Raw genomic sequence first — 18,766 nt, 5'->3', positions numbered from 1 at the left:
GCGGAAGACTATTCTAGAAAGCTGTTGAGGCTGTCGCGCAGTCGGATGAGTTCATCCCTGAGCGCCTGGATCTCCTGGGCTGAGCGGCCACTGGCGCAGACCACGTTGTGCCGCGCCTTGGCGGCCTGCTCCTTCAGGCTGTGACCCTTAGGCGTGAGAATGATCCGCACTTGTCGCTCATCCTCAGGATCCCGCTGGCGGCGCACGATGCCGGCAGCTTCCAGTCGCTTCAACAGCGGGGTCAACGTGCCTGAGTCGAGATGAAGCCGCTCGCCAATGTGCTTCATCATCTGGTCGTCCTGCTCCCAAAGCACCAGCAGCACAAGGTACTGCGGGTAGGTGAGGCCGACCTGGTCCAGCCCCGGCTTGTACACGCGGTTGAAGGCCTGCGACAGGGAATAGGCGGCAAAACAAAGCTGCCGGTCGAGCTTAAGGCCATCTTCAAGGGTGGCAAGGTCAAGCGGCTGCGGTTTGGCCAAGGTGTACTCCTGGAGCAATGATGTTCGTTAGCGTACCACTGAATAGCCCGTTAGTATAGTTGCGCGTCATTCAATTGCTCGGTAATGAATTTGAACCTGCACACCAGGGCAGGCCTCCACCCCAGCTTCCTGAGAGCCTGCCATGACCCGCATCCCCGCTCCCTTCCTGAGAGGCGTCGCTGTTTTGACCATCGGTGTCGCATTCCTGATCAGCCACGCAGCTCTTGCAGCGCCTCAGACGGGTGCCAAACCTGAGGCATCGATGCAGATGGCTGCCGTGGAGAACCATGACGGCGAGGAGAGCCTGCAAGATGTGCAGGGCCTCGCGTTGGCCGAGAACTGCTACCTCGAAGTGCAGAAGCATCGCACGCCTCAGGGCAAGGTCGTGTCCCGCATCGTGCATGAATGCGACTGAGGTGATGCGATGAACCGGATCCTCACCATGCGCAACCGCACACGTCGACCTGCGAACTACTTCAGACCTCCGGAGCCGCCGGACAGGGTCGAGACCGCTGCTCGTGTTCTCAGCGCCTTACTGTTGCTGGGCACAGCGGTGAGTGGAGGAGCCTTGTTCCTCCAGACCGCTGCCGCCCACGCAGAGCGGGAGACCGTGCAGGCTTCAGCGGTGCCGCAGGCCAACCCAGGCAAGTTCATCAAGCCAAATGCTGTTGCGGCGAACCCCTCCAGCCCCCGCCGCGTGTGGGTGGATCCGCCGCCGCTGCCAAGCCCGGAGCAGACGGCGAGCACAGCCACCCCGGCTAAACTGGTGTCGGAATCTGCTCCTGTTGCTCAAGTGGCGTCTGGCGGAGCACCCGCAGCGCCAACCGACTGCCTGCCCGCTGGCCTGCGCTCCGTACTGAAAGACGTTGAGGCGCACTTTGGACCGGTGGCGCTGGTGTCCACGACCGTATTGCACACTGACAACCACAGCCGCGGCAACGTGCGTCACAAGCTGCATGGCGCCTGCCAGGCGGTAGACTTCAAGGTCCAAGGCAACAAGCAGGCCGTTGTCGCATACCTGCGCACCCGGCCGGAGGTCGCCGGAATCAACAGCTATGGCAACAACGGTGTGATCCACATCGATCATGCCACGCCGCGGCAAATCACCCAGCGCTAGGGAATGCCCCACATCGGGATGAGCAGTGCCGCAAACCCCAGCCAACGTTCATCTGACAGCAGGAAGGGGCTGGTGCGATGGAGTGGCGCGCAGTCAGTGCATCAGCAGTGCTCTGTTTCTTCCCTGGTGATTTCTACTCATGAGCTTCCCTGAGGGTTCAGGGCTGGCTGGGGCTTCCTGCCTCAACTGTCTCACGCCGCTGCGTCGCCTCAGTCGGTAACTTCGGCGTCGCTTGAGCCGCAGGCGGGCTCCTTCGAGGTGTCGAGTTCAGGATGATTACGGACCAGCTTTTCGCGATCCGCGGCTAGATTATCCCAGGTTCTGGCCATCTCCAGAAGCTGAACGCGCTGCTCCCCCGCTGGCACCTGTTGGGCGAGTGCTCGGCACTCTCGCGCGTGTTGTCTGTACTCTGATGCTGTCTTCATGATCCGCTTGGCACTCGTTACGCGGAGCATTTATGGGTGAGATCAACCGGATTACAAGCGCTTCCTGCCTCGTCCCTTCCTTCCGCATTCCGCGCACTCATGGCCGCCTTCTCAGGAGATCGCATTAATCGGCCGGCGGCCTTTTGGAAAGCAAGGTCTGCAAGATTGCAAGGACAACGGTGATGTAATCGATTACAAATATAAGATGAGCACCTACGACCGTAAACTGTCTGCGAAGATGCAGAAGTTGGAAAGCATTGAGGCTCGGCTGGCGCAGCACGGGCGGACGCCTCGCTACAGCGTGATCTGGCTTACCGCGCTTGCGTCCGTGATCCTCGCCATGTTGACGTACAATTTAGTCCGTTTGTAGCGCCACCAAAGTGGTCTCGGCTTTGTTCCTGACACCCACGTCCTTCTCAGGCTTGTGGGAGCACCTCCGAGCAGGTCCTCGCCAATCCATATGACCGATTTTTGGATAGATGCGATTGGCGCCTAGACTACGTGCTCGTCACCTTTAGACGTCGTGCAAAGGTCTGGTCCTGGCACTCCCCGGACCGAAGAGCTTGGTCCGCTTCAGCGCGTAAAAACCGACATTCATTGCGACGTCGGAACCGGATTGTTTGACCCGATGCAGTCATTCCTTGGGAGTTCGACACGTGAGATAGTGGCTGCCTGAAGACCTGAGAAAGGATATCGCATGAAGCGTCGTGATTTCCTCACGATAGGTGCGGGTGCGCTTGCCGTGACCACATTGCCCAACGCCGTCGCTGCGCAAGCCTCGGCCGTCGAGATGCATTCGCTCGGCAGCTTCCTTCTCACCCGGACAGCAACAGGCTTGCAGGTCGCGCACAAGAATGCACCAGACCGGGTCATCTGGGACACCGTGGCCGATGGTGACTTCCTGACCGCCGAAATTGCCACCGCAGACATCCGCGAATTTGGCACACCGGAAGGATCCTTCGAGATTATCGATGCCGTATCGACCTCCTTCACGCAGCCCACAATTGAGACCATCGCGGTCGATGGTAATACAGCGTTGGTGACAGGAAAGCTTAGAGGGGCCGCCCGAACCATCGGTTACCAGCTAGCCTTCGAGCCGGTGTCCACCGCTCACCTACGCTTCATCATCACCGTGGATGCGGCAGACGTGAACCGCATCCGGCTCGTTACTGGATCGGTCGCCGATGAGGCCGTCTTCGGCTTTGGCCAGCAGCTCACTCATTTCAATCAGAAGGGCTTTGTCCTACCCATCCTGGTGCAGGAGCACGGTGTCGGGCGTGGGCAGCCGATTCTGACCGAGATCATCGACCATATGGCCAATCGGGGCGGCGGCACTCCCTTCGTCACCGAAGCCCCGGCTCCCCATTACCTGACGAGCCGTCTGCGCTCGCTCTTCCTGGAGAACACCGAATACAGCACCTTCGACATGCGTCAGCCCGACCAGATCGCGATCAAGGTCTGGGCCGCGACTATGACTGGCCGCATCCTCTATGGACAAACACCGCTCGAGCTGATCGAGGCGTTCGCCGAGTACGCTGGCCGCATGCGTATCCTGCCAGACTGGATCCATGAGGGTCTCATCCTCGGAACACAGGGCGGCACCGAGGTGGTGCGCGGCAAGATTGACACGGTGAACAAGGCCGGCATTCCGCTCGCTGGCGTTTGGCTCCAGGATTGGCCAGGGGTGCGCGTGACCTCCACCGGCCGACAGCTCTGGTGGAATTGGCAGCTCGACGAGACCTACTATCCAGGCTGGAAGCAACTCGTTGCTGACCTCGAACGCCAGGGCGCGCGCATGCTGACCTACATCAACCCCTTCCTGTCGACAGAGGAGGGCCATAACAGCCTCTACACGGAGGCTCTCACCCGGGGATACCTCGTCCGGAAGGAAGACGGGACGCCATTCCTCAACCGGAACACCACCTTCTCCGCAGCGCTTGTCGACCTGAGCAACCCTGAGGCCCGCGCCTGGATCAAGGGCGTGATGAAGAAGGAGATGATCGAGAAGGCAGGTGCCTCGGGATGGATGAACGACTTCGGTGAGGCGCTACCCTTCAACGGCAAGCTCCATAACGGCGCCGATCCGGCGGTCTGGCACAACCGGTACGCCCAGGAATGGGCGCGCGTCGCCCGCGACGCAATCGAGGAGGCAGGGCGGGGCGACGACATCGTGTTCTTTGACCGCTCAGGCTTTACGCGAAGCCCGGGCGCGGCGACGCTCTTCTGGCTCGGTGACCAGATCCAGAACTGGAGCGAGTACGACGGCATCAAGACCGCCGTTGTCGGTATGCTGTCTGGAGGTATGTCGGGAGCCAGCCTGATCCACAGCGACACCGGCGGCTACAGCGCCTTCAAGTTCGATGTCGCCGGGCGGGAAATCCCGATCATCGCACGCTCGCCGGAGCTGCTGATGCGGTGGAGCGAGCTGAACGCCTTCACGGCCGTCCTGCGCAGCCATGAAGGTCTCATTCCGGCAATCGCGGCCCAGGTCGATTCAACTCCGGAACTGCTGGCGCACACTGCACGTTTTGCTAGGGTCTACAAGGGACTGGCGGCCTATCGCAAGCGCCATGTCGCGGCAGCGGCGGCGCATGGTTATCCGCTGACCCGTCACCTCTTCCTCCACTATCCCAATGACCGCAATACCTACGGCCTACGGTATCAGTACCTGCTTGGCCCTGACCTCATGATTGCACCGGTCGTGGACAAGGGCGCCACATCGGTGGAGGTCTACTGGCCGAAGGGTGCGGAGTGGACCGATCTCTGGACGGGTGCTGGTGCGGGCAAGGCCGGTGAGTGGACTCGGGCGCCTGCGCCCCTGGGCAGGCCCGCGGTGTTCCTGCGCAAGGGAGCCGAGTCGGCGAATGAAATCATCGGCGGGCTAAGAGGTACCAATGTTCTCAACTGACAGAGCTGATCCTTTGATTCATGCGGGTTGGAAGGGCAGCTTCTGGCAGATTTTTATTGATTTAGTCGGGCAGATGGGAGCGAAGACGGTCTGCTCCGAGCTTTTCAGAGCTGCGGGATAGCTGTGTTTGCCTGACCGCTCCGGCTCTGGAGCCGGGTTCGGGCTGGTTGAAGGCACATCGTCATGATCCTGCCCCGGCGAAGGTAGACATGGGCCGCAGCTTGGCAAGCCTCCTCGGGTTCTGTGCCGTGGCCGCCAGCAGGAACTCGTCTCTGGCTCCACTTGGCCCGCGTAGCCTAAGATGAGCCAGCTTCAAGACGCGTTTGAGGTGGGCAAACAGCATCTCGATCTTCTTGCGGGAATGACGAGAACGCTCGAAGGCTGGTGTGCCGGCCAAGGCACGGGCCACATCGCGTGCGTCCTCATCCTGGCTGCGTGGAATGCGGCGCCGGGGCGTATTGGGACAGCAGCGCGCCTTCAGGTCACACAGCTCTGGCAGTCGGATTGCTTGGCCCGGTAGAACCTGATGCCGTCTTTGGTGACGCCTGAGCGCTGGTTGGTGAGGTTGCGGCGGTACTGCACCAGACGTCTGCCACCCAGGCAGGTGTAGTGATCTTGCTCCCGATCATAGACAAAGTCAGATCGTGAGATTGTGCCGTCAGTACGGTCTGCCTTGTCGATGACCGGGACAAGGGGCGCGATCTTCTTTTCCTTGACCAGCCAGGTGAGGTTGTCAGCCGAGCCAAAGGCACTGTCAGCGGCCAGATGCTGCAACTTAAGACCGAAGCGCTCCGGCCGTGCGGGCAAGCATGGTGTTGGCAGCCCCGACCTCCGCCTGCCGGATGGCACGCGTCGCCTCCAAATCGAGGATCACCGCGCGCTGAGTGTCGATGGGGTAGTTCGTGGCATAGGCAAAGAAGGCTGGGCTCCGCATAGCGCCAGTCCATTGCGCCGCCGGATCAGAGGGTGAGACGAACTTTGGCTCAACGTCGGTGGCCGCACCCCAGGCAGCCTCATCAAGAGTGGCAAGATACTCCTGGACGGCGCGGCTGGCCTCTGGGCCATGATCCTGAGCCCTCCACGTGTCGCCTGGGATGGAGCGCTGCTTGTTGGCGTCAGCCGCGATCAGGCTGGCATCGACTGCGAACCCTTCGCCTCCGACCAGACCCTCCGCCAGGCACCGCTCGACCACGCCCTCAAAACAGGTGGCGCAGGATGTCGCTCTAGCGGAAGCGGTCGTGGCGGTTGCGTGAGAAGGTGGAGTGGTCCGACACCTTGCCGTCCAGGCCCAAGCGTCAGAACCAGTGATAGGCTAGGTTGAGGTGAACCTCCCCGCACAGGCGCCGCTCCGAGCGCAAGCCCATGCAGTAGCCGACAATCAGCATGCGCATCATGAGCTCGGGATCGACAGACGGGCGTCCGATGGAGCTGTAGAAGCGCTTGAGCGCTGTGCGGACGCTCCCCAGGTCAAGAAGGCGGTCGATGCGGCGCAGCAGGTGATCGTCCTGCCCTCCGCAAAGCGCCAGGAGAATGGAATCACGCCAGCACGGCTCAACCAATGCCAGACTAAATCAACACTATCGGCACGAGGCTGACCCTAGACGTACTTCCGCGATGCTCGGACGTGCGGACCTTCGCACGGACATACGCTACTACTCGGTTTGGCCCAGTTCAGACTTTCCCTCGTCGAATTCCCGCGCCCGGCTCACACCGGGATCATCTCCGGGATGTTCAAGAAAACCGTGTTCACCTCAAGCAGGGTGGGCCAAGCCGCAGTCCATCGCCTCCTGGTGATGTCGGTTTCGGGTTGAACTCGGCCGGCATAATGGCGGTCGAGTTCAGCAAAGTGACGGCCTGTCGGCGAATCCTGCTTGGCGACCGCCGCCTGGGAGGGGACTAATGTGCTCCGACCATGTCGCATCTGAGAACTCGGCCCGCGACGCCGGGGATGTCGGACCTGCGAGCAGGATCGTAAAGAAGGAAATGAACATGCCGGAGGCATCGTCGATGTGTCCCGTCCAGGCGGACAGCGCAACCTGGTGGGCGAATGTGCTCCTGGAGCATTATGGCATCCGGGCCTCCCTCACTCCCCTGGACGGGGAATACGACATGAATTTCGCCGTGCATCAGGACGGAGGGAGAACCCATGTCCTGAAGGTGATGCGGCCCGGATGCGAGAGCTCGCTCATCGAGGTGCAATGTCAAGCGCTCAACCACGTCGCGCAGCACGGTCCGGAGGTGGTCGTGCCTCGCGTTGTGAGGCCACGGGATGGTTCCCTGTTCGTGTCCGCTCCCGATCGGGACGGTCGGGAGCGGCTGGTTTGGCTCATCACGAACCTTCCCGGCCGGGTCTACGCGCAAACCAACCCGCAGCCGCTGTCGCTGCTGCGCGAGATCGGCGCGACCCTGGCGGCCATGGATCGGGCTCTCGAGGGCTTCGCCCATCCTGCTCTCGGACGGGAGATCAAATGGGATCTCCGCCGATCGGGATGGATCCGCGGTTCAATCGGCCTGATCGACGGTGCCGACAGGCGGGCGATCGTCGAACGGATCGTCGCCGAATTCGAGGGCGGCCTGATGGGGCGCCTGACCGCGCTTCCCAGCACCGCGATCCACAACGACATCAACGACTACAACATGCTCGTGGATGCGGGCACGGGAGAGCCGCGGCTCTCGGGCATCATCGACTTCGGCGACATGATCGCTGGCCCGGCGGTTGCGGAACTCGCGATCGCCGGAGCTTACGCGGTTCTCGGCCAGGAGCGGCCCATTGCGGCCCTTGCGGCGCTCGTCGCCGGGTACGACAGCGTCCGGCCGCTGAGCGATGAAGAACTCGCCTTGATCTATCCTCTCGTCCTGACGCGACTTGCTGTGAGCGTCACGAACTCAGCCATCGTCAAACGGGAGAAGCCCGACGACCCCTATGTCACGGTGTCCGAGCAACCGGCCTGGAACTTCCTGGAGACGAGCTCCGGCCTTCCGCGCGATTGGGTCCTGTCATGCCTTCGCGTCTCGTGCGGGCGCCCCGGACATCCCCGTGCCGACGCCGTGATGGGCTGGATCGCAAGCCGACGGGGCCGGTTCGCGCCGATGTTCGGGCGGAGCCTGGACGGGATTCCGGTCATCGACCTGAGCGTCGCCAGTCCCGCATCGCCGCGCAACCCGTTCGCGCTCGATCCCGACGACCTGGACGGCGCGGTCGCGGAAGCGATGAGGGGCGCGGAGGCAGGACTCGGCCGATATGGCGAGCCGCGTCTCATCTATACCGGGCCCGAGTTCAGGAAGACTCCCTATGCAGGATCCCACAGGCGCTCCGTTCACATCGCCGTCGATGTGTTCATCGACGCCGACACGGAAGTCCGAGCACCCTTGGACGGGATCGTCCACGCCGTAGAACTGCGGACCGCGCCGCTCGACTACGGCGGCGTCGCGGTCCTGGAGCATGCGACACCGGAGGGCGACAGGTTCTACACGCTCTACGGTCACCTGGCAGCGGACGTCACTGCGCGGCTTTGCCCTGGACAGGCCGTGGTCGCCGGGGAGGTCATCGCCCTCATCGGCGACCGGGCGGAGAACGGCGGCTGGACCCCTCACGTCCATTTCCAGCTCGGCCTGACCACGCTGGGTCGCGGTGCGGATTGGCCAGGCGTCGCTGATCCCGACGAGTCCGCCGGATGGATGGAGCTGTTCCCGAACGGGGCGGCCCTCCTAAACCTGGCCGACGAGGCGACCGCCGCCGTCACCATCGACTCTGGCGAGCTCCTGCCCCAGCGCACAAAGCGCTTCGCGGGAAACCTGAAGCTCTCCTATCGCGCGCCGCTCACCCTGCTTCGTGGATATCGACAGTTCCTGTTCGACCAGCATGGCCGGACTTACCTCGACGGGTACAACAACGTGCCGCATGTGGGTCACTGCCACCCGCGGATCGTCACCGCGGCAGAGCGGCAGAACCGACTGCTAAATACCAACACGCGGTATCTCCACCCGGCGCAGGTTGCGTATGCGGAGGCGCTGACGTCGCGGCTCCCCGATGAGCTGAGCGTCTGCTTTTTCGTGAACTCGGGAAGCGAGGCGAACGAACTCGCCCTGCGGCTTGCGCGGGCCCACACCGGGGCCATTGACACGATCGTCATGGAGGCCGGCTACCACGGCAACACCAACACGGCGATCGATATCAGTCCGTACAAGTTCGACGGTCCCGGGGGACGGGGCGCACCGGACTGGGTTGAGGTCGTGCCTGTCGCCGATCCCTACCGGGGTCCGTACAAGGGAAGCGATCCGGAGGCCGGGCGCAAATACGCCGATCACGTGCGCGCCGCCGTCGAACGGATCCACGCGCGTGACCGGAGGGTCGCAGCCTTCATCTGCGAAATCTTCCCGAGCGTCGGCGGCCAGCTCATCCCGCCGCCGGGCTACTACCTCCATGCCTACGAGGCCGTCCGGTCAGCGGGGGGCGTGTGCATCGCCGACGAGGTGCAGACCGGACTCGGCCGCATCGGCACCCACCAATGGGGTTTCGAGACGCAAGGCGTCGTGCCCGACATCGTCGTCCTGGGCAAGCCGATCGGAAATGGGCATCCGATCGGCGCCGTGATCACGACGCCGGCGATTGCGGCCTCATTCGCGAACGGGATGGAATTCTTCAGCACCTTCGGCGGAAGTACGCTTGCTTGCGTGATCGGCCGCGAGGTCCTTCGCGTCGTCGACGACGAGGGCCTCCAGGCACAGGCCCTGGACGTCGGCACGTTCATGCTGGATGGGCTGCGGGGGCTTCAGGCCGAGAGCGCGATTATCGGCGACGTCAGAGGGTCGGGGCTGTTCATCGGCGTGGAGCTGGTCCGGGATCACGTCTCCCTGGAGCCTGCGCAAAAGGAAACCTCCTACATCGTGAACCGCCTTCGCGAGCACCGGATCCTGATCGGGACCGATGGCCCGTTCGACAACGTGCTGAAGATCAGGCCTCCTCTCTGCTTTACCCAGGAGGACGCGTCCCATCTCCTGCATCGACTTGCAGCGGTGCTCAGGGAGGATCCCTGCCGCCTGTAGGAGAGGCAACGTCACGAGGTGGGGCCCCGTGTCTCAGGAGAATACGGTTCTAAAATTGGTGGCCAAGACCATGTGGGTCCGCACGTCGGCGACCCCGGACATGGTCGAAACCCGATCCCGAACCCTGTTTAGGGTCTCGACCGCGTCGGCGGCAATATCCAGGACGAGGTCGATGTCGCCGGCCACGGACCGGCATTGGATGACCTCGTCGATCTGCCTGATGGCATCGACGACGCCGTACGCGGGCGTCCTGTCGAGCTTCACGAGCAGGACGGCCTGGTTCGGCCTCGGCGAGACGCTGTCGGACAGGATGGCGCAATAGCCTTGAATGAATCCCTCCCGCTCTAGACGCCGAAGACGAGCCGTCAAGGTGCTGCGGGACAGGTCGACGGCTCTTGCCAGTTGCTTCAAGGGTTCGCGACCGGAACGTGCCAGGATCGCGAGGATCTGGCGGTCGGTTTCGTCGAGAGATTTCATGATGTTGCTCTAGCTCTGGTCATCGCACGAGAGGCGTTCAATGCAACTGCCAAGTCATTTGATCGAGCCGAACAAATCAAGGGTCATCGGCAGCCGGAGCGCGTCCAGACGCGATTTCCATAGGTTGGACAGACGCTCGGGCAGATCTTCGATTGTGCGGTCAAACCGACAATTATTATGGTAGCCCGAACCTCGACCACAATTGCGAAGTCGGGCTGCATGCCAGATTGGTTATGGGGCATTTGGCAAGCAACGGCTGCTAGGCGGCATCCTACCGGCGTTCGTTGATGTGTCTAGGAACGCTGCCGTTCCCAGACGTGCTCGATCCGAGGACCTGGGCATTCACCGACTGACCGAGGGATGTCGGCTCATGGCACCACGCTGACCTTGGCTGTATTTCTGCATTGCGTGGACAAGCGGACCTTTCATAGCCATCGGCGGCCTTTCTGGTTTGAGCCACAGCATTCATTGCCATCCTCGCGTAATAGTTGCACTCGCAACGGTTCAGACCGGTTTCGCTTGTTCATCTGGGGCATTGAACAAGCTCATGATAGCTGTGTTCCGGATGGGGAAGCAGCCGTTACGTGCCGAGCCTGAGCCGGTAGCTGTAGGTATCGCCTCGGAACAGCCCCTCCACATACTCCATCATAACTTCACCATGCGTGTAGCTGCGACGCTTGATCAGCAGGCACGGGAGTGGCTGGGCGAACCCGAAGATCTCGCACTCTTCCTCATTCGCCATCGTCGCCTCGACCGTCTGATCGCAGTAGGTGAGTGGGACCCCGCAGCGCTCGGCCAGATAGGCGTATACCGATCCAGACAAATCCCCGTGCTCCAGATCTGGCGCTGCTGACAGATTGTACCATGCGGTTTCCCGTGACAGCGGCACACCATCACCATAGCGCACCCGCACGAGCTTGAGAAAGCGGGCCGGGGACGGCAGGCCGAAGATCGACGCGATGGAGCGGTCACTCACCACCTTGCGCTCCAGAATGCGGGATGAAGGCACCTTCCCGAGAAGGCGCATCTCCTCCGTAAAGCCCTTGAGCCGGTCCATGCCTGGATGCAGCCGCGGACTAGCGCCCTGGATTAGAAAGCCCAGCCGGCCCTGTGCCGCCACTAGGTCGCGTTGCCGAAGAGTGTGGTAGGCGCGCTGGACAGTTGCCCGGCTCAGCCCCAAACTCTCTGCAAGCTGGCGCTCTGCCGGCAGGACCGTGCCGGCGGGCAAGGTCCCGTTCCTGATCAGATTCTCAAGCTGCTGTTCGAGTTGCTGGTACAGCGGCATCGCCGTGTCGCTCCGCAACTGCACAAGATCGGACAGCAACGGTCTTCCGATTGACCTCCTCGTCTGAGGGATCTGGGCGGAAGGTGCGGGCGCGTCTACACTGCGCGGTCCACCTGTCGCGCGTTGTTTTGGCGGCTGCTTCTGCTTTTTCACAATGGTTTATTCTACCATGGACCAACCTGCTTCACTCTTTGTCCTCGGCAGCTTTGTGGTCGCCTGCAGCGCCAAGGTCCCCCATCTCCCCCGGCCTGGCGAGTCCCTGCGAGCTGAAGCCTTCACAGCCGAGCCTGGAGGCAAGGGTCTCAACCTGATTCTTGGGGCACACCGTCTGGGGGCGAAAGTCGACGGAATATTTTCTATTGGAACTGACTTGTTCTCGCAACTGGCACACTCATCCTTTGCACAGGCGGGGCTCTCACCGTCCATGCTGCGCCAAGTAGACGCAAAAACGGGGAGCGGCATTGGCTTTACGGACTCGCACGGCGAGAACTGCCTTGCGGTCTGTCCTGGCGCGAACTTGCTCCTGTCTCCACAGGATATCCGCTCAGTGGAACAGGCGGTTCGAGGGGCGGGCCTCGTGCTGGCTCAGTTCGAGATCGGGGATGAGCCGATCCTTGAAGCCTTCTCTCTGGCACATGATGCTGGTGTTCAGACTTTGCTCAACCCTTCGCCCTTCCGCTATATCAATCAGCGCATGCTTGAACACACGTCGGTTCTGGTCCTCAACCGGGTTGAGGCCGCCCAACTTGCCGAGGCTTTTGGTTTTGGAGGTCAAGGGCCGCTAAAGAGCCTGGATGACATGGCCCCCACACTTCTGGAGCAAGGCCCTGAGCTGATTGTGGTGACGCTGGGCAGCGAAGGCGCGGTCGCCTACCGAAGAGGAGCCCCGCCGCTCCACCAGCCCGCTTTTCAGGTCAATGTGGTCGATACGCTCGGAGCAGGCGATGCTTTCACAGCAGGTCTCGCTGTCGGACTGCTTCAAGGTTGGCCCTTGCAGGAGTGTCTCAGGCAGGCCGCCGCCTGCGGGGCCATTATGTGCATGGATGTCGGCGTTTTCGATGTTCTGACGAATGTTGAGCAACTAGAATTCTTCTTAGCCGCTCAAGAAACTAGACGACAATGGTAGTCGGCCCCTTTTGGACTGTTTTTGGTATTGCCAACTCTAGACCAAAGGGTAAACTGAAGTCATTGGTTGAGTCGGCGTGGGCGCTGACGGGGATCACACCGTCAGATCGCCAACTGATCACTTTCTCCAAACCTCATCGTGCCTCCGCGCAGAGCCTAAGGTGCTCGGAGGCGAAGATAGCCTTGCGCGTAAAGTCACTCGTAGTGGATTAAAGACGCCGATCATCCCTGATCAGCAGGTCGACTTCTGCTCATACAAGCGGTCCTGAACATCGCTGCGTACTTGTGCATACATCAGAAGGAGCCGAACAAATGGAACGTGCGTTCATAGTTGCTGCTCTTGGTATGGGGATGTCGCTGTCGGGATTGCAGGCTGCCGAACCGGCGTTTGACAGCGAAGCGGAATGCAGAACAATCTCCGAGGCTGCCGTGCCCAGTTGTCGGTGCCAGGGATTGTACTTCGCAAACAAGTTCGGCACTGACGAAGGCGCCGCTGCGCTGCATCTTATTGGCCGCAGCTATGTATCGGAGCCTCAACTCCCCGTAGCTAATCTCTACGACCGCTTCCGGGCCGCCAAACTCGACAAAGTCGCACAGAAAATCCTCGAAACACGAGGCGAGGTCATCTCGTACTGTCCATTCAGCACGCACCTCGATGATTGATCATGCCGATCACACTATCCGATGCCGCTCTGGGCGTGTTCACCTTGTGCAACAGGGCTCGGATATTCGTCTACCTGCCGCAGATCTTTAAGATTGGCCGCGACACGCAAGGTGCGGCCGTCATCTTCTACACCACATGGGCTCTGTTCGGTGTGTCCCATCTCTCCACCGTCGCCTATGCAATCCTTGTGGTGGATGACTGGCGTATGGCGGCGGTCTTCGCCGCAAACACGCTCTGCTGCTTCGTCATTCTGGGCCTCACCGCCTGGAAGCGCGCTGTGTTCAAGGCAACCCTGAAGGTGCTCGAAGCTGCCGTGCCATCAACTGAGCATGCTGATCATGCTGATGCGCCGAGAAGGACTGGGACAACGCTGACTAACAGCTCCTTTTCTTATCCATTCCGGCTAGGAGTGGTGAGCGAGCGAAGCGGGCCATCATAGGATAGTCGCCGATCTCGTTGATCATTGAGAGTGAAGGAGATCCCAAATATGCATGGCACGCGGTGCACACATGGCACCTGAGCGAAAAGCGGGCGTCTGGAAAGGGAACACAGCGTTCAACTGACGAGGACAACAGCCATGATGCTGAGCTGGATTGACGTTATAGGCTATGCAGCCTCCGGTCTGACGCTTGCTACCTTCGCACAGCGATCGATGCTGCCCATGCGCATCCTCGCGCTCGGGGCTAACGTCTGCTTCATCGGATATGGAGCCATGGGCTGGTTCATGCCTGTCCTCGCTCTGCATCTCGTTCTTCTTCCGATTAATTTGGTTCGGCTCAGCACACTCCTTGGTCAGTCTGGCTCAGCAATGGCTCGGCCAAGTCAAGATTCGGGCGACGAAGTTACCACAGCAGGGTGTTCTAACGGATTGTTGTAAAACGCTTTCCGGCAGAGGAGAGCCTCGCTGACCGTTAGAAGAGATCAGTCTATGGGGGTCCATAAAGCTACATAATATGGAGGAACGCCTATGGCCTATGCTCCGCCTCACGTGGCAAGCAGGATCTTGCCTCAGCCGGTTCGCATGGCTGGGATTCTCTATAACATAGGCAATGTGCTGTTGCTTCTGACACCCCTAGTGATGGGACAGGAAGTTGCGCTTGCCGCTACCTTCGTCAACAACCCGCTGCCGCCCGTGGCTGCCTGCTTGTTCTTCATGTCAGGGATCATCTATTCCTTAAACAGCTTTCGCATTGGGAACCGATTGTCTGCGACGGCCGCTGTCCTGCTGGCAATTGACCTGTTCATGCGCGGGCAACTTGTAGCAGGAACAACGGTTTTGTTGCTTCATGCGGGCGGGAAATTCATTGGCTCCTTCCCTGAGTTCTTCAGCCGCTTGCTGGGAGATCGCACCCCAAGCCGCGCTTCCGGTTTTGGCCCCATGCTCAGCCGCATCCCAGTTGCAGCCGACGTGGCTTGGAGCGGAAATTGGCTACTGGGGATCGCGTGCATGTTGTGGCTTCTGGCAGACCTGTGCCTATCCAATTCCGACAATTCTGATAAATAGATTAGTTGTCAGAAGCGCCTTCTACATCAGTCCTAGCACTAAGCACTAAAGGTTCGAAGAGCGATGTAGATGAGATCTGGACGTCCTTTCTCGGCACTTCTCGGAAGTAGAGCGCACTTCAACATAGCGGCTGTGAGCGAACATTCGGAAAGCTGTAGCCTACCAGACGAACTGATAGAGCAGAGCCGATCGATCAAAACTGTGGATGGGATTAACCGCTCCGCATATGATAATAATGCGCAAGCAGCAGGCAAAGTACGCTCGGAATTCTACGCCATCATTTGCCGGGCAACCCAAGATGCTCACTGCCACGCCTAGGACAGGTCCAAGATCAGCTTCCCGCCCCGACTTGGATATGCGGCGCATCCTCTCCTCGATGGCTGATGTCGCAGTTGGGCGGAGTTGCCGCCGCTGATCAGCAGGACCGGTTTCGTTTGACAGCCAAGAACAGTGAGGTCGTGCACTTCACGGCATCGGGCAATGCACACAGGCTACCCATCTTATGAAAGCAGCAACCCAGGAGAAGATCCAGGACCTGCACACATGGGGGCTCGTGCAAGTGGGAATAGCTACCCTTGACAACGCCGATCCTCGCGCGCTCTGGACCAGAGCGCGCGAGGATCTTTCGCCATCTGCGTGAAGCTGCTGTCAAAAACGTGGGTCGCTGCATGCCGTAGTAGCAAGTAACAGGAGCAAGCTTAGATGTTCAGTTCGGCCGAAGGCCCAGTGCGTCGGCAATCATCAGGCACCCGAGAACCGCGAAGACACAGCCCGCTGCCTTGTTTGCAAGCGTCAGGCGATGTTCTGGCAGACGCGCCCGGAAAACCGCTACGGCGGCGCTAAGGATGAAGAACCAACCGGCAGCACCGGCAAAAATGCCGAACGTGAGGAACGGCAGCTCCAAGTGCTGATCGGCTGATGTGAGCGCTGGGAACGCCGCAAAGAACAACACAATCGTGAGGGGGTTTGTGAACCCACAGACCAGCGCGTCTCGATATGACTGCAGCAGACACAACGGCCACAACGGCTTGCCAGCATCAGCGCTTTCTAAGACGACCTTGCGTCGGAACGTACGCACCGCGAACCAGAACATAATGGCGGCGCACGCTAGGGACAGCACACTAGCACCCGCACTGATGTGGGCTGTGATCGTTTGGCTGTAGCCAAATCCGGCCAGGATCCCGTAGGTAACATGAACCGTGGCAGCCGCCATCCCGGTCGCCACGCCCGCAAGCAAGCCGAAGGCAAGCGTCTTCTGGATGCAGAGAACCCCTATGGGGCCTATCGGAACGGCCACCGTCAGACCGACCCCAACACCCGCCAGAAACGTGGCGACCGAGACACTCATCATGCGCAAGAACCCTCTACCTGAGGCACGGAGATTCGCCTCGGCCGAAACAGTTTGAATGTCATTCAGTCGACGTCTGGTTCTTGCCAGACTGCTCGCCTGCTAAGGGCTGCCGACCATCCGATACGCAAACGTATCTTTCTCGGCATCGCCCGTGCTGATGCCGATCATTGTCGCACGGGCCCGCGAGCGGCCGAAAATTGAGATTGGTTGCTCCGCGTCATCGGAAGCGCAGATCAGCCCGAAGGTGTCCTTCTCCGGCTCTCCGGTAGGAGTACCCATTTGCACCGACTGCTGCGCGGGGCCACAGCTTGCGATTGCCGGGTATCCCCCACACAGAAACAGTGCTGCAGTAGCAACTACGGTTGCAGGCACGCGCATGGTTCTTCTCCCTTGAAGCTGGAATGATCAGCCAACGGAAGATGCGCCCGTCGGCTACGGCTCGACGCAACACCGACTTAACGTTCGTTCTGCGGGAGGACCCACGGAACACTCGCACAAGGAGGACTTGAATTGAGGCTTCGGCTGATACAGTCCTTAGTCTCTCGCCTTAGTCCTCAGATTACTCCTGTCGGCTAACCAAAACAAGTCCATACACAGTCCAGAATAGCTCGGTCCGCCCAGGCGCTTGGTTGACGCGCCGCCAGTCTGCACCGATCGCTGCTTGGCTTCGCAGGCGAACGGGGGCACCTAGGGATCAGACTTGGCTCGCTGGCCAGCCGGGGGAGCTAAGGCTGGCGTCTGTCATCGCCGCCATGACCTATGCAACGCCGCTCTTCGCCTATCTGTTATGCTGTGGCGCCATTCGCTCTGACAAAGGACCGCTCACCCACGCCCGCCTGCTGTGGCGCTCCCCCGGGTTATCTCATGGACTTCGGTTCAGGGCTGCCGTCACTGTTGACGCCATACAAATCATCTAATGTCTCAGATCTAGGATGGGCCGCGGCTGGCACTAGGCGGTCCTTGCCCGAATTTCCGAAATGGCGGCGTGAGCGGACATTCATCTGATGATACCAGGGCACCGTATCCATCCAAATTCAGCCGAAGGATGATTATTCGGCAGAGTACTTCATCGATGCCGGATCATGTCAGCTACCAAAGCAGTGGTACTGCAAGTACGGGATCAGCTACCTTGATTTGGCTGAGATGATGCAGGAGCGCGGTGTCGAGGTCGACCCGTCCACGATCTTTCGATGGGTGCAGCGCTATGCGCCCGAGATCGAGAAGCGGACCCGTCAATTTCAGGAGCATCGCTCGGGCTCATGGCGCGTGGATGAAACTTATGTTCGAGTGAGTGGCCAGTGGAAGTACCTGTTCAGGGCGATCGACAAACATGGCCAGCTGATCGAGTTCATGCTGTCCGAACATCGCAACACCCGAGCGGCGTATCGTTTCCTGCGTAAAGCCCTGAAGATAATGAGCGAGTGTCCTCCATCAACGATCACCACCGACAAACTCGCCTCCTATCCGAGAGCAATCTGCCGGCTGAAACGGGAGGGCTGCCTGACGCACCACGTCGCGCATCGGACATCAGAATATTTGAACAACATCATCGAAGCGATCATGGGGCGCCTAAACGCGTGATTCGGCCGACGCGTGGCTTCCAGAATATGAGGACATCCTCCGTGACCCTGAAGGGCTTTGAGGTCATGCGCATGATCCGCCGCCGTTACTGCATCCTGACACAGCCCGGCGTGACAGGCGAAATCCGTCTCATCAATCAGCTCTTCGGCTTTGCGGCCTGAGTGACCCAGCCGAACAGGTTCATTGCGCCCTTTTCAGGTTAATGCAACAAAGCCAGACCAAGTCACAGGACTAGTTCAGGACCAGACATCCGCACGACGATACCAGAGACATCAGCGCTGCTGCCAGAAAGGAATACACGATCTCTGTGCTCGTTGCGACGATCAGGTCTCAGGGCTGCGACGTCCCGCAGTCACTCGAAGGGAGCCGTCGGCGCCGGCGATCTTGGGCTGAGCGAACTTGAGGTTGCCGAGCTTCCAGGATTTCAGCATCACCGAGGTGTCACCAACCGACTTTGGCTTCACCCCGCCTTCCGTGGTGCGCTCAATCGTGAGAGCCTTGCTGGTCCAGGCAAGCAGGAGGCGGTCGTCCGGCCCAAAGCCTGCCTGATCTCATAGCTCTCGCGGCAGGCGGATGGAGGTGTGGAACCGGTCTGAGCGCCTAACGTCCGCAATGGACTTCACCACCACCGCAGCGGATGCAATCGAACCCGCTTCCTCCTTGCTCTGGCGCTTAACCAGAGCCTGCAGGAGCGGTTCCTGCACGTTCGGCTCTGGTACAGACGCAGGCTCTGCATCAACGGGTCGCATCTGCTCGGGGCTGGCCTGAGCCTCCGCCGCAGGCTGCGGATCCTTCTGAGGGAGG

General features: G+C 60.5%; 14 protein-coding genes and 2 pseudogenes. 9 read left to right on the top strand and 7 right to left on the bottom strand.

Features of this window, described 5'->3' with window-relative positions; all coding sequences use genetic code 11:
• Positions 1-8: 8 nt before the first annotated feature.
• Complete coding sequence (locus tag MA07_RS19235) at positions 9-479, bottom strand: MarR family transcriptional regulator (RefSeq protein ID WP_036345719.1); 471 nt, start codon at positions 477-479, stop codon at positions 9-11.
• A gap of 142 nt (positions 480-621) precedes the next feature.
• Here MA07_RS19235 and MA07_RS19230 point away from each other — a divergent pair, with 142 nt between their 5' ends.
• The 3 genes from MA07_RS19230 to MA07_RS19215 all read left to right on the top strand — a co-directional run bounded on the left by MA07_RS19230 (position 622) and on the right by MA07_RS19215 (position 4,929).
• A complete protein-coding gene (locus MA07_RS19230) occupies positions 622-894 on the top strand; it encodes a hypothetical protein (protein WP_036345701.1) in 273 nt (90 codons plus the stop codon).
• Between the two features lie 9 nt (positions 895-903).
• Positions 904-1,596, top strand: a complete 693-nt coding sequence (locus MA07_RS27980; protein WP_052003333.1) for a D-Ala-D-Ala carboxypeptidase family metallohydrolase — start codon at positions 904-906, stop codon at positions 1,594-1,596.
• A gap of 1,122 nt (positions 1,597-2,718) precedes the next feature.
• A complete protein-coding gene (locus MA07_RS19215; protein ID WP_052003332.1) occupies positions 2,719-4,929 on the top strand; it encodes an alpha-glucosidase in 2,211 nt (736 codons plus the stop codon).
• Positions 4,930-5,110: 181 nt separating this feature from the next.
• Here MA07_RS19215 and MA07_RS19210 read toward each other — a convergent pair.
• A pseudogene (locus MA07_RS19210) lies at positions 5,111-6,431 on the bottom strand (IS1182 family transposase); the annotation flags it as partial.
• A gap of 487 nt (positions 6,432-6,918) precedes the next feature.
• Here MA07_RS19210 and MA07_RS19205 point away from each other — a divergent pair.
• Entirely contained in the window at positions 6,919-9,975 is a 3,057-nt protein-coding gene (locus MA07_RS19205; protein ID WP_200879399.1) for an aminotransferase class III-fold pyridoxal phosphate-dependent enzyme, read from the top strand.
• 33 nt (positions 9,976-10,008) lie between these two features.
• Here the strand turns inward: MA07_RS19205 and MA07_RS19200 are convergent, their stop codons facing one another.
• Together MA07_RS19200 and MA07_RS19195 are read right to left on the bottom strand one after the other, a co-directional pair.
• Positions 10,009-10,452, bottom strand: coding sequence for an Lrp/AsnC family transcriptional regulator (locus MA07_RS19200; RefSeq protein ID WP_036354915.1), 444 nt, complete (start codon positions 10,450-10,452; stop codon positions 10,009-10,011).
• 580 nt (positions 10,453-11,032) lie between these two features.
• Positions 11,033-11,776, bottom strand: a complete 744-nt coding sequence (locus tag MA07_RS19195; protein ID WP_348270411.1) for a GntR family transcriptional regulator — start codon at positions 11,774-11,776, stop codon at positions 11,033-11,035.
• A 130-nt stretch (positions 11,777-11,906) separates the two neighbouring features.
• On the opposite strand from MA07_RS19195, the gene MA07_RS19190 reads away from it, so the two are divergent.
• From MA07_RS19190 to MA07_RS19170, 4 genes are all read left to right on the top strand, one after another.
• The gene (locus MA07_RS19190) at positions 11,907-12,863 is read left to right on the top strand and encodes a ribokinase (protein WP_244445291.1); all 957 of its coding nucleotides are present in this window, start codon (positions 11,907-11,909) and stop codon (positions 12,861-12,863) included.
• Between the two features lie 311 nt (positions 12,864-13,174).
• Positions 13,175-13,525, top strand: a complete 351-nt coding sequence (locus MA07_RS19185; RefSeq protein ID WP_036354909.1) for a hypothetical protein — start codon at positions 13,175-13,177, stop codon at positions 13,523-13,525.
• Positions 13,522-13,965, top strand: a complete 444-nt coding sequence (locus MA07_RS19180) for a hypothetical protein (RefSeq protein WP_152568930.1) — start codon at positions 13,522-13,524, stop codon at positions 13,963-13,965. The genes MA07_RS19185 and MA07_RS19180 overlap by 4 nt, the downstream gene beginning before the upstream one ends.
• A gap of 582 nt (positions 13,966-14,547) precedes the next feature.
• Positions 14,548-15,030, top strand: a complete 483-nt coding sequence (locus tag MA07_RS19170; RefSeq protein ID WP_152568929.1) for a hypothetical protein — start codon at positions 14,548-14,550, stop codon at positions 15,028-15,030.
• A gap of 706 nt (positions 15,031-15,736) precedes the next feature.
• On the opposite strand, the gene MA07_RS19165 is transcribed toward MA07_RS19170, so the two are convergent.
• Together MA07_RS19165 and MA07_RS29740 are read right to left on the bottom strand one after the other, a co-directional pair.
• Complete coding sequence (locus MA07_RS19165; protein WP_052003330.1) at positions 15,737-16,381, bottom strand: LysE family transporter; 645 nt, start codon at positions 16,379-16,381, stop codon at positions 15,737-15,739.
• A 99-nt stretch (positions 16,382-16,480) separates the two neighbouring features.
• Positions 16,481-16,759, bottom strand: a complete 279-nt coding sequence (locus MA07_RS29740) for a hypothetical protein (protein WP_152568928.1) — start codon at positions 16,757-16,759, stop codon at positions 16,481-16,483.
• Between the two features lie 690 nt (positions 16,760-17,449).
• Here MA07_RS29740 and MA07_RS19155 point away from each other — a divergent pair.
• Positions 17,450-18,123, top strand: a pseudogene (locus MA07_RS19155) (IS6 family transposase).
• A 162-nt stretch (positions 18,124-18,285) separates the two neighbouring features.
• Here the strand turns inward: MA07_RS19155 and MA07_RS30225 are convergent.
• Positions 18,286-18,426, bottom strand: coding sequence for a hypothetical protein (locus tag MA07_RS30225; protein WP_160195459.1), 141 nt, complete (start codon positions 18,424-18,426; stop codon positions 18,286-18,288).
• Positions 18,427-18,766: the final 340 nt, after the last annotated feature.

The sequence above is a fragment of the Microvirga sp. BSC39 genome (assembly GCF_000739015.1).
GTDB lineage: Bacteria > Pseudomonadota > Alphaproteobacteria > Rhizobiales > Beijerinckiaceae > Microvirga.
The sequence above is the reverse complement of the archived record's forward strand: the minus strand, read 5'-3'. Positions and strand labels throughout refer to the sequence as shown.

Excerpts from the sequence above, each read along its gene's own strand:
- MA07_RS19165 (WP_052003330.1), bottom strand. The coding sequence starts at position 16,381 with ATGATGAGTGTCTCGGTCGCCACGTTTCTGGCGGGTGTTGGGGTCGGT.
- MA07_RS19200 (WP_036354915.1), bottom strand. The coding sequence starts at position 10,452 with ATGAAATCTCTCGACGAAACCGACCGCCAGATCCTCGCGATCCTGGCA.
- MA07_RS27980 (WP_052003333.1), top strand. The coding sequence starts at position 904 with ATGAACCGGATCCTCACCATGCGCAACCGCACACGTCGACCTGCGAAC.
- MA07_RS19205 (WP_200879399.1), top strand. The coding sequence starts at position 6,919 with ATGCCGGAGGCATCGTCGATGTGTCCCGTCCAGGCGGACAGCGCAACC.
- MA07_RS19170 (WP_152568929.1), top strand. The coding sequence starts at position 14,548 with ATGGCTGGGATTCTCTATAACATAGGCAATGTGCTGTTGCTTCTGACA.
- MA07_RS29740 (WP_152568928.1), bottom strand. The coding sequence starts at position 16,759 with ATGCGCGTGCCTGCAACCGTAGTTGCTACTGCAGCACTGTTTCTGTGT.
- MA07_RS19215 (WP_052003332.1), top strand. The coding sequence starts at position 2,719 with ATGAAGCGTCGTGATTTCCTCACGATAGGTGCGGGTGCGCTTGCCGTG.
- MA07_RS19190 (WP_244445291.1), top strand. The coding sequence starts at position 11,907 with ATGGACCAACCTGCTTCACTCTTTGTCCTCGGCAGCTTTGTGGTCGCC.
- MA07_RS19185 (WP_036354909.1), top strand. The coding sequence starts at position 13,175 with ATGGAACGTGCGTTCATAGTTGCTGCTCTTGGTATGGGGATGTCGCTG.
- MA07_RS19230 (WP_036345701.1), top strand. The coding sequence starts at position 622 with ATGACCCGCATCCCCGCTCCCTTCCTGAGAGGCGTCGCTGTTTTGACC.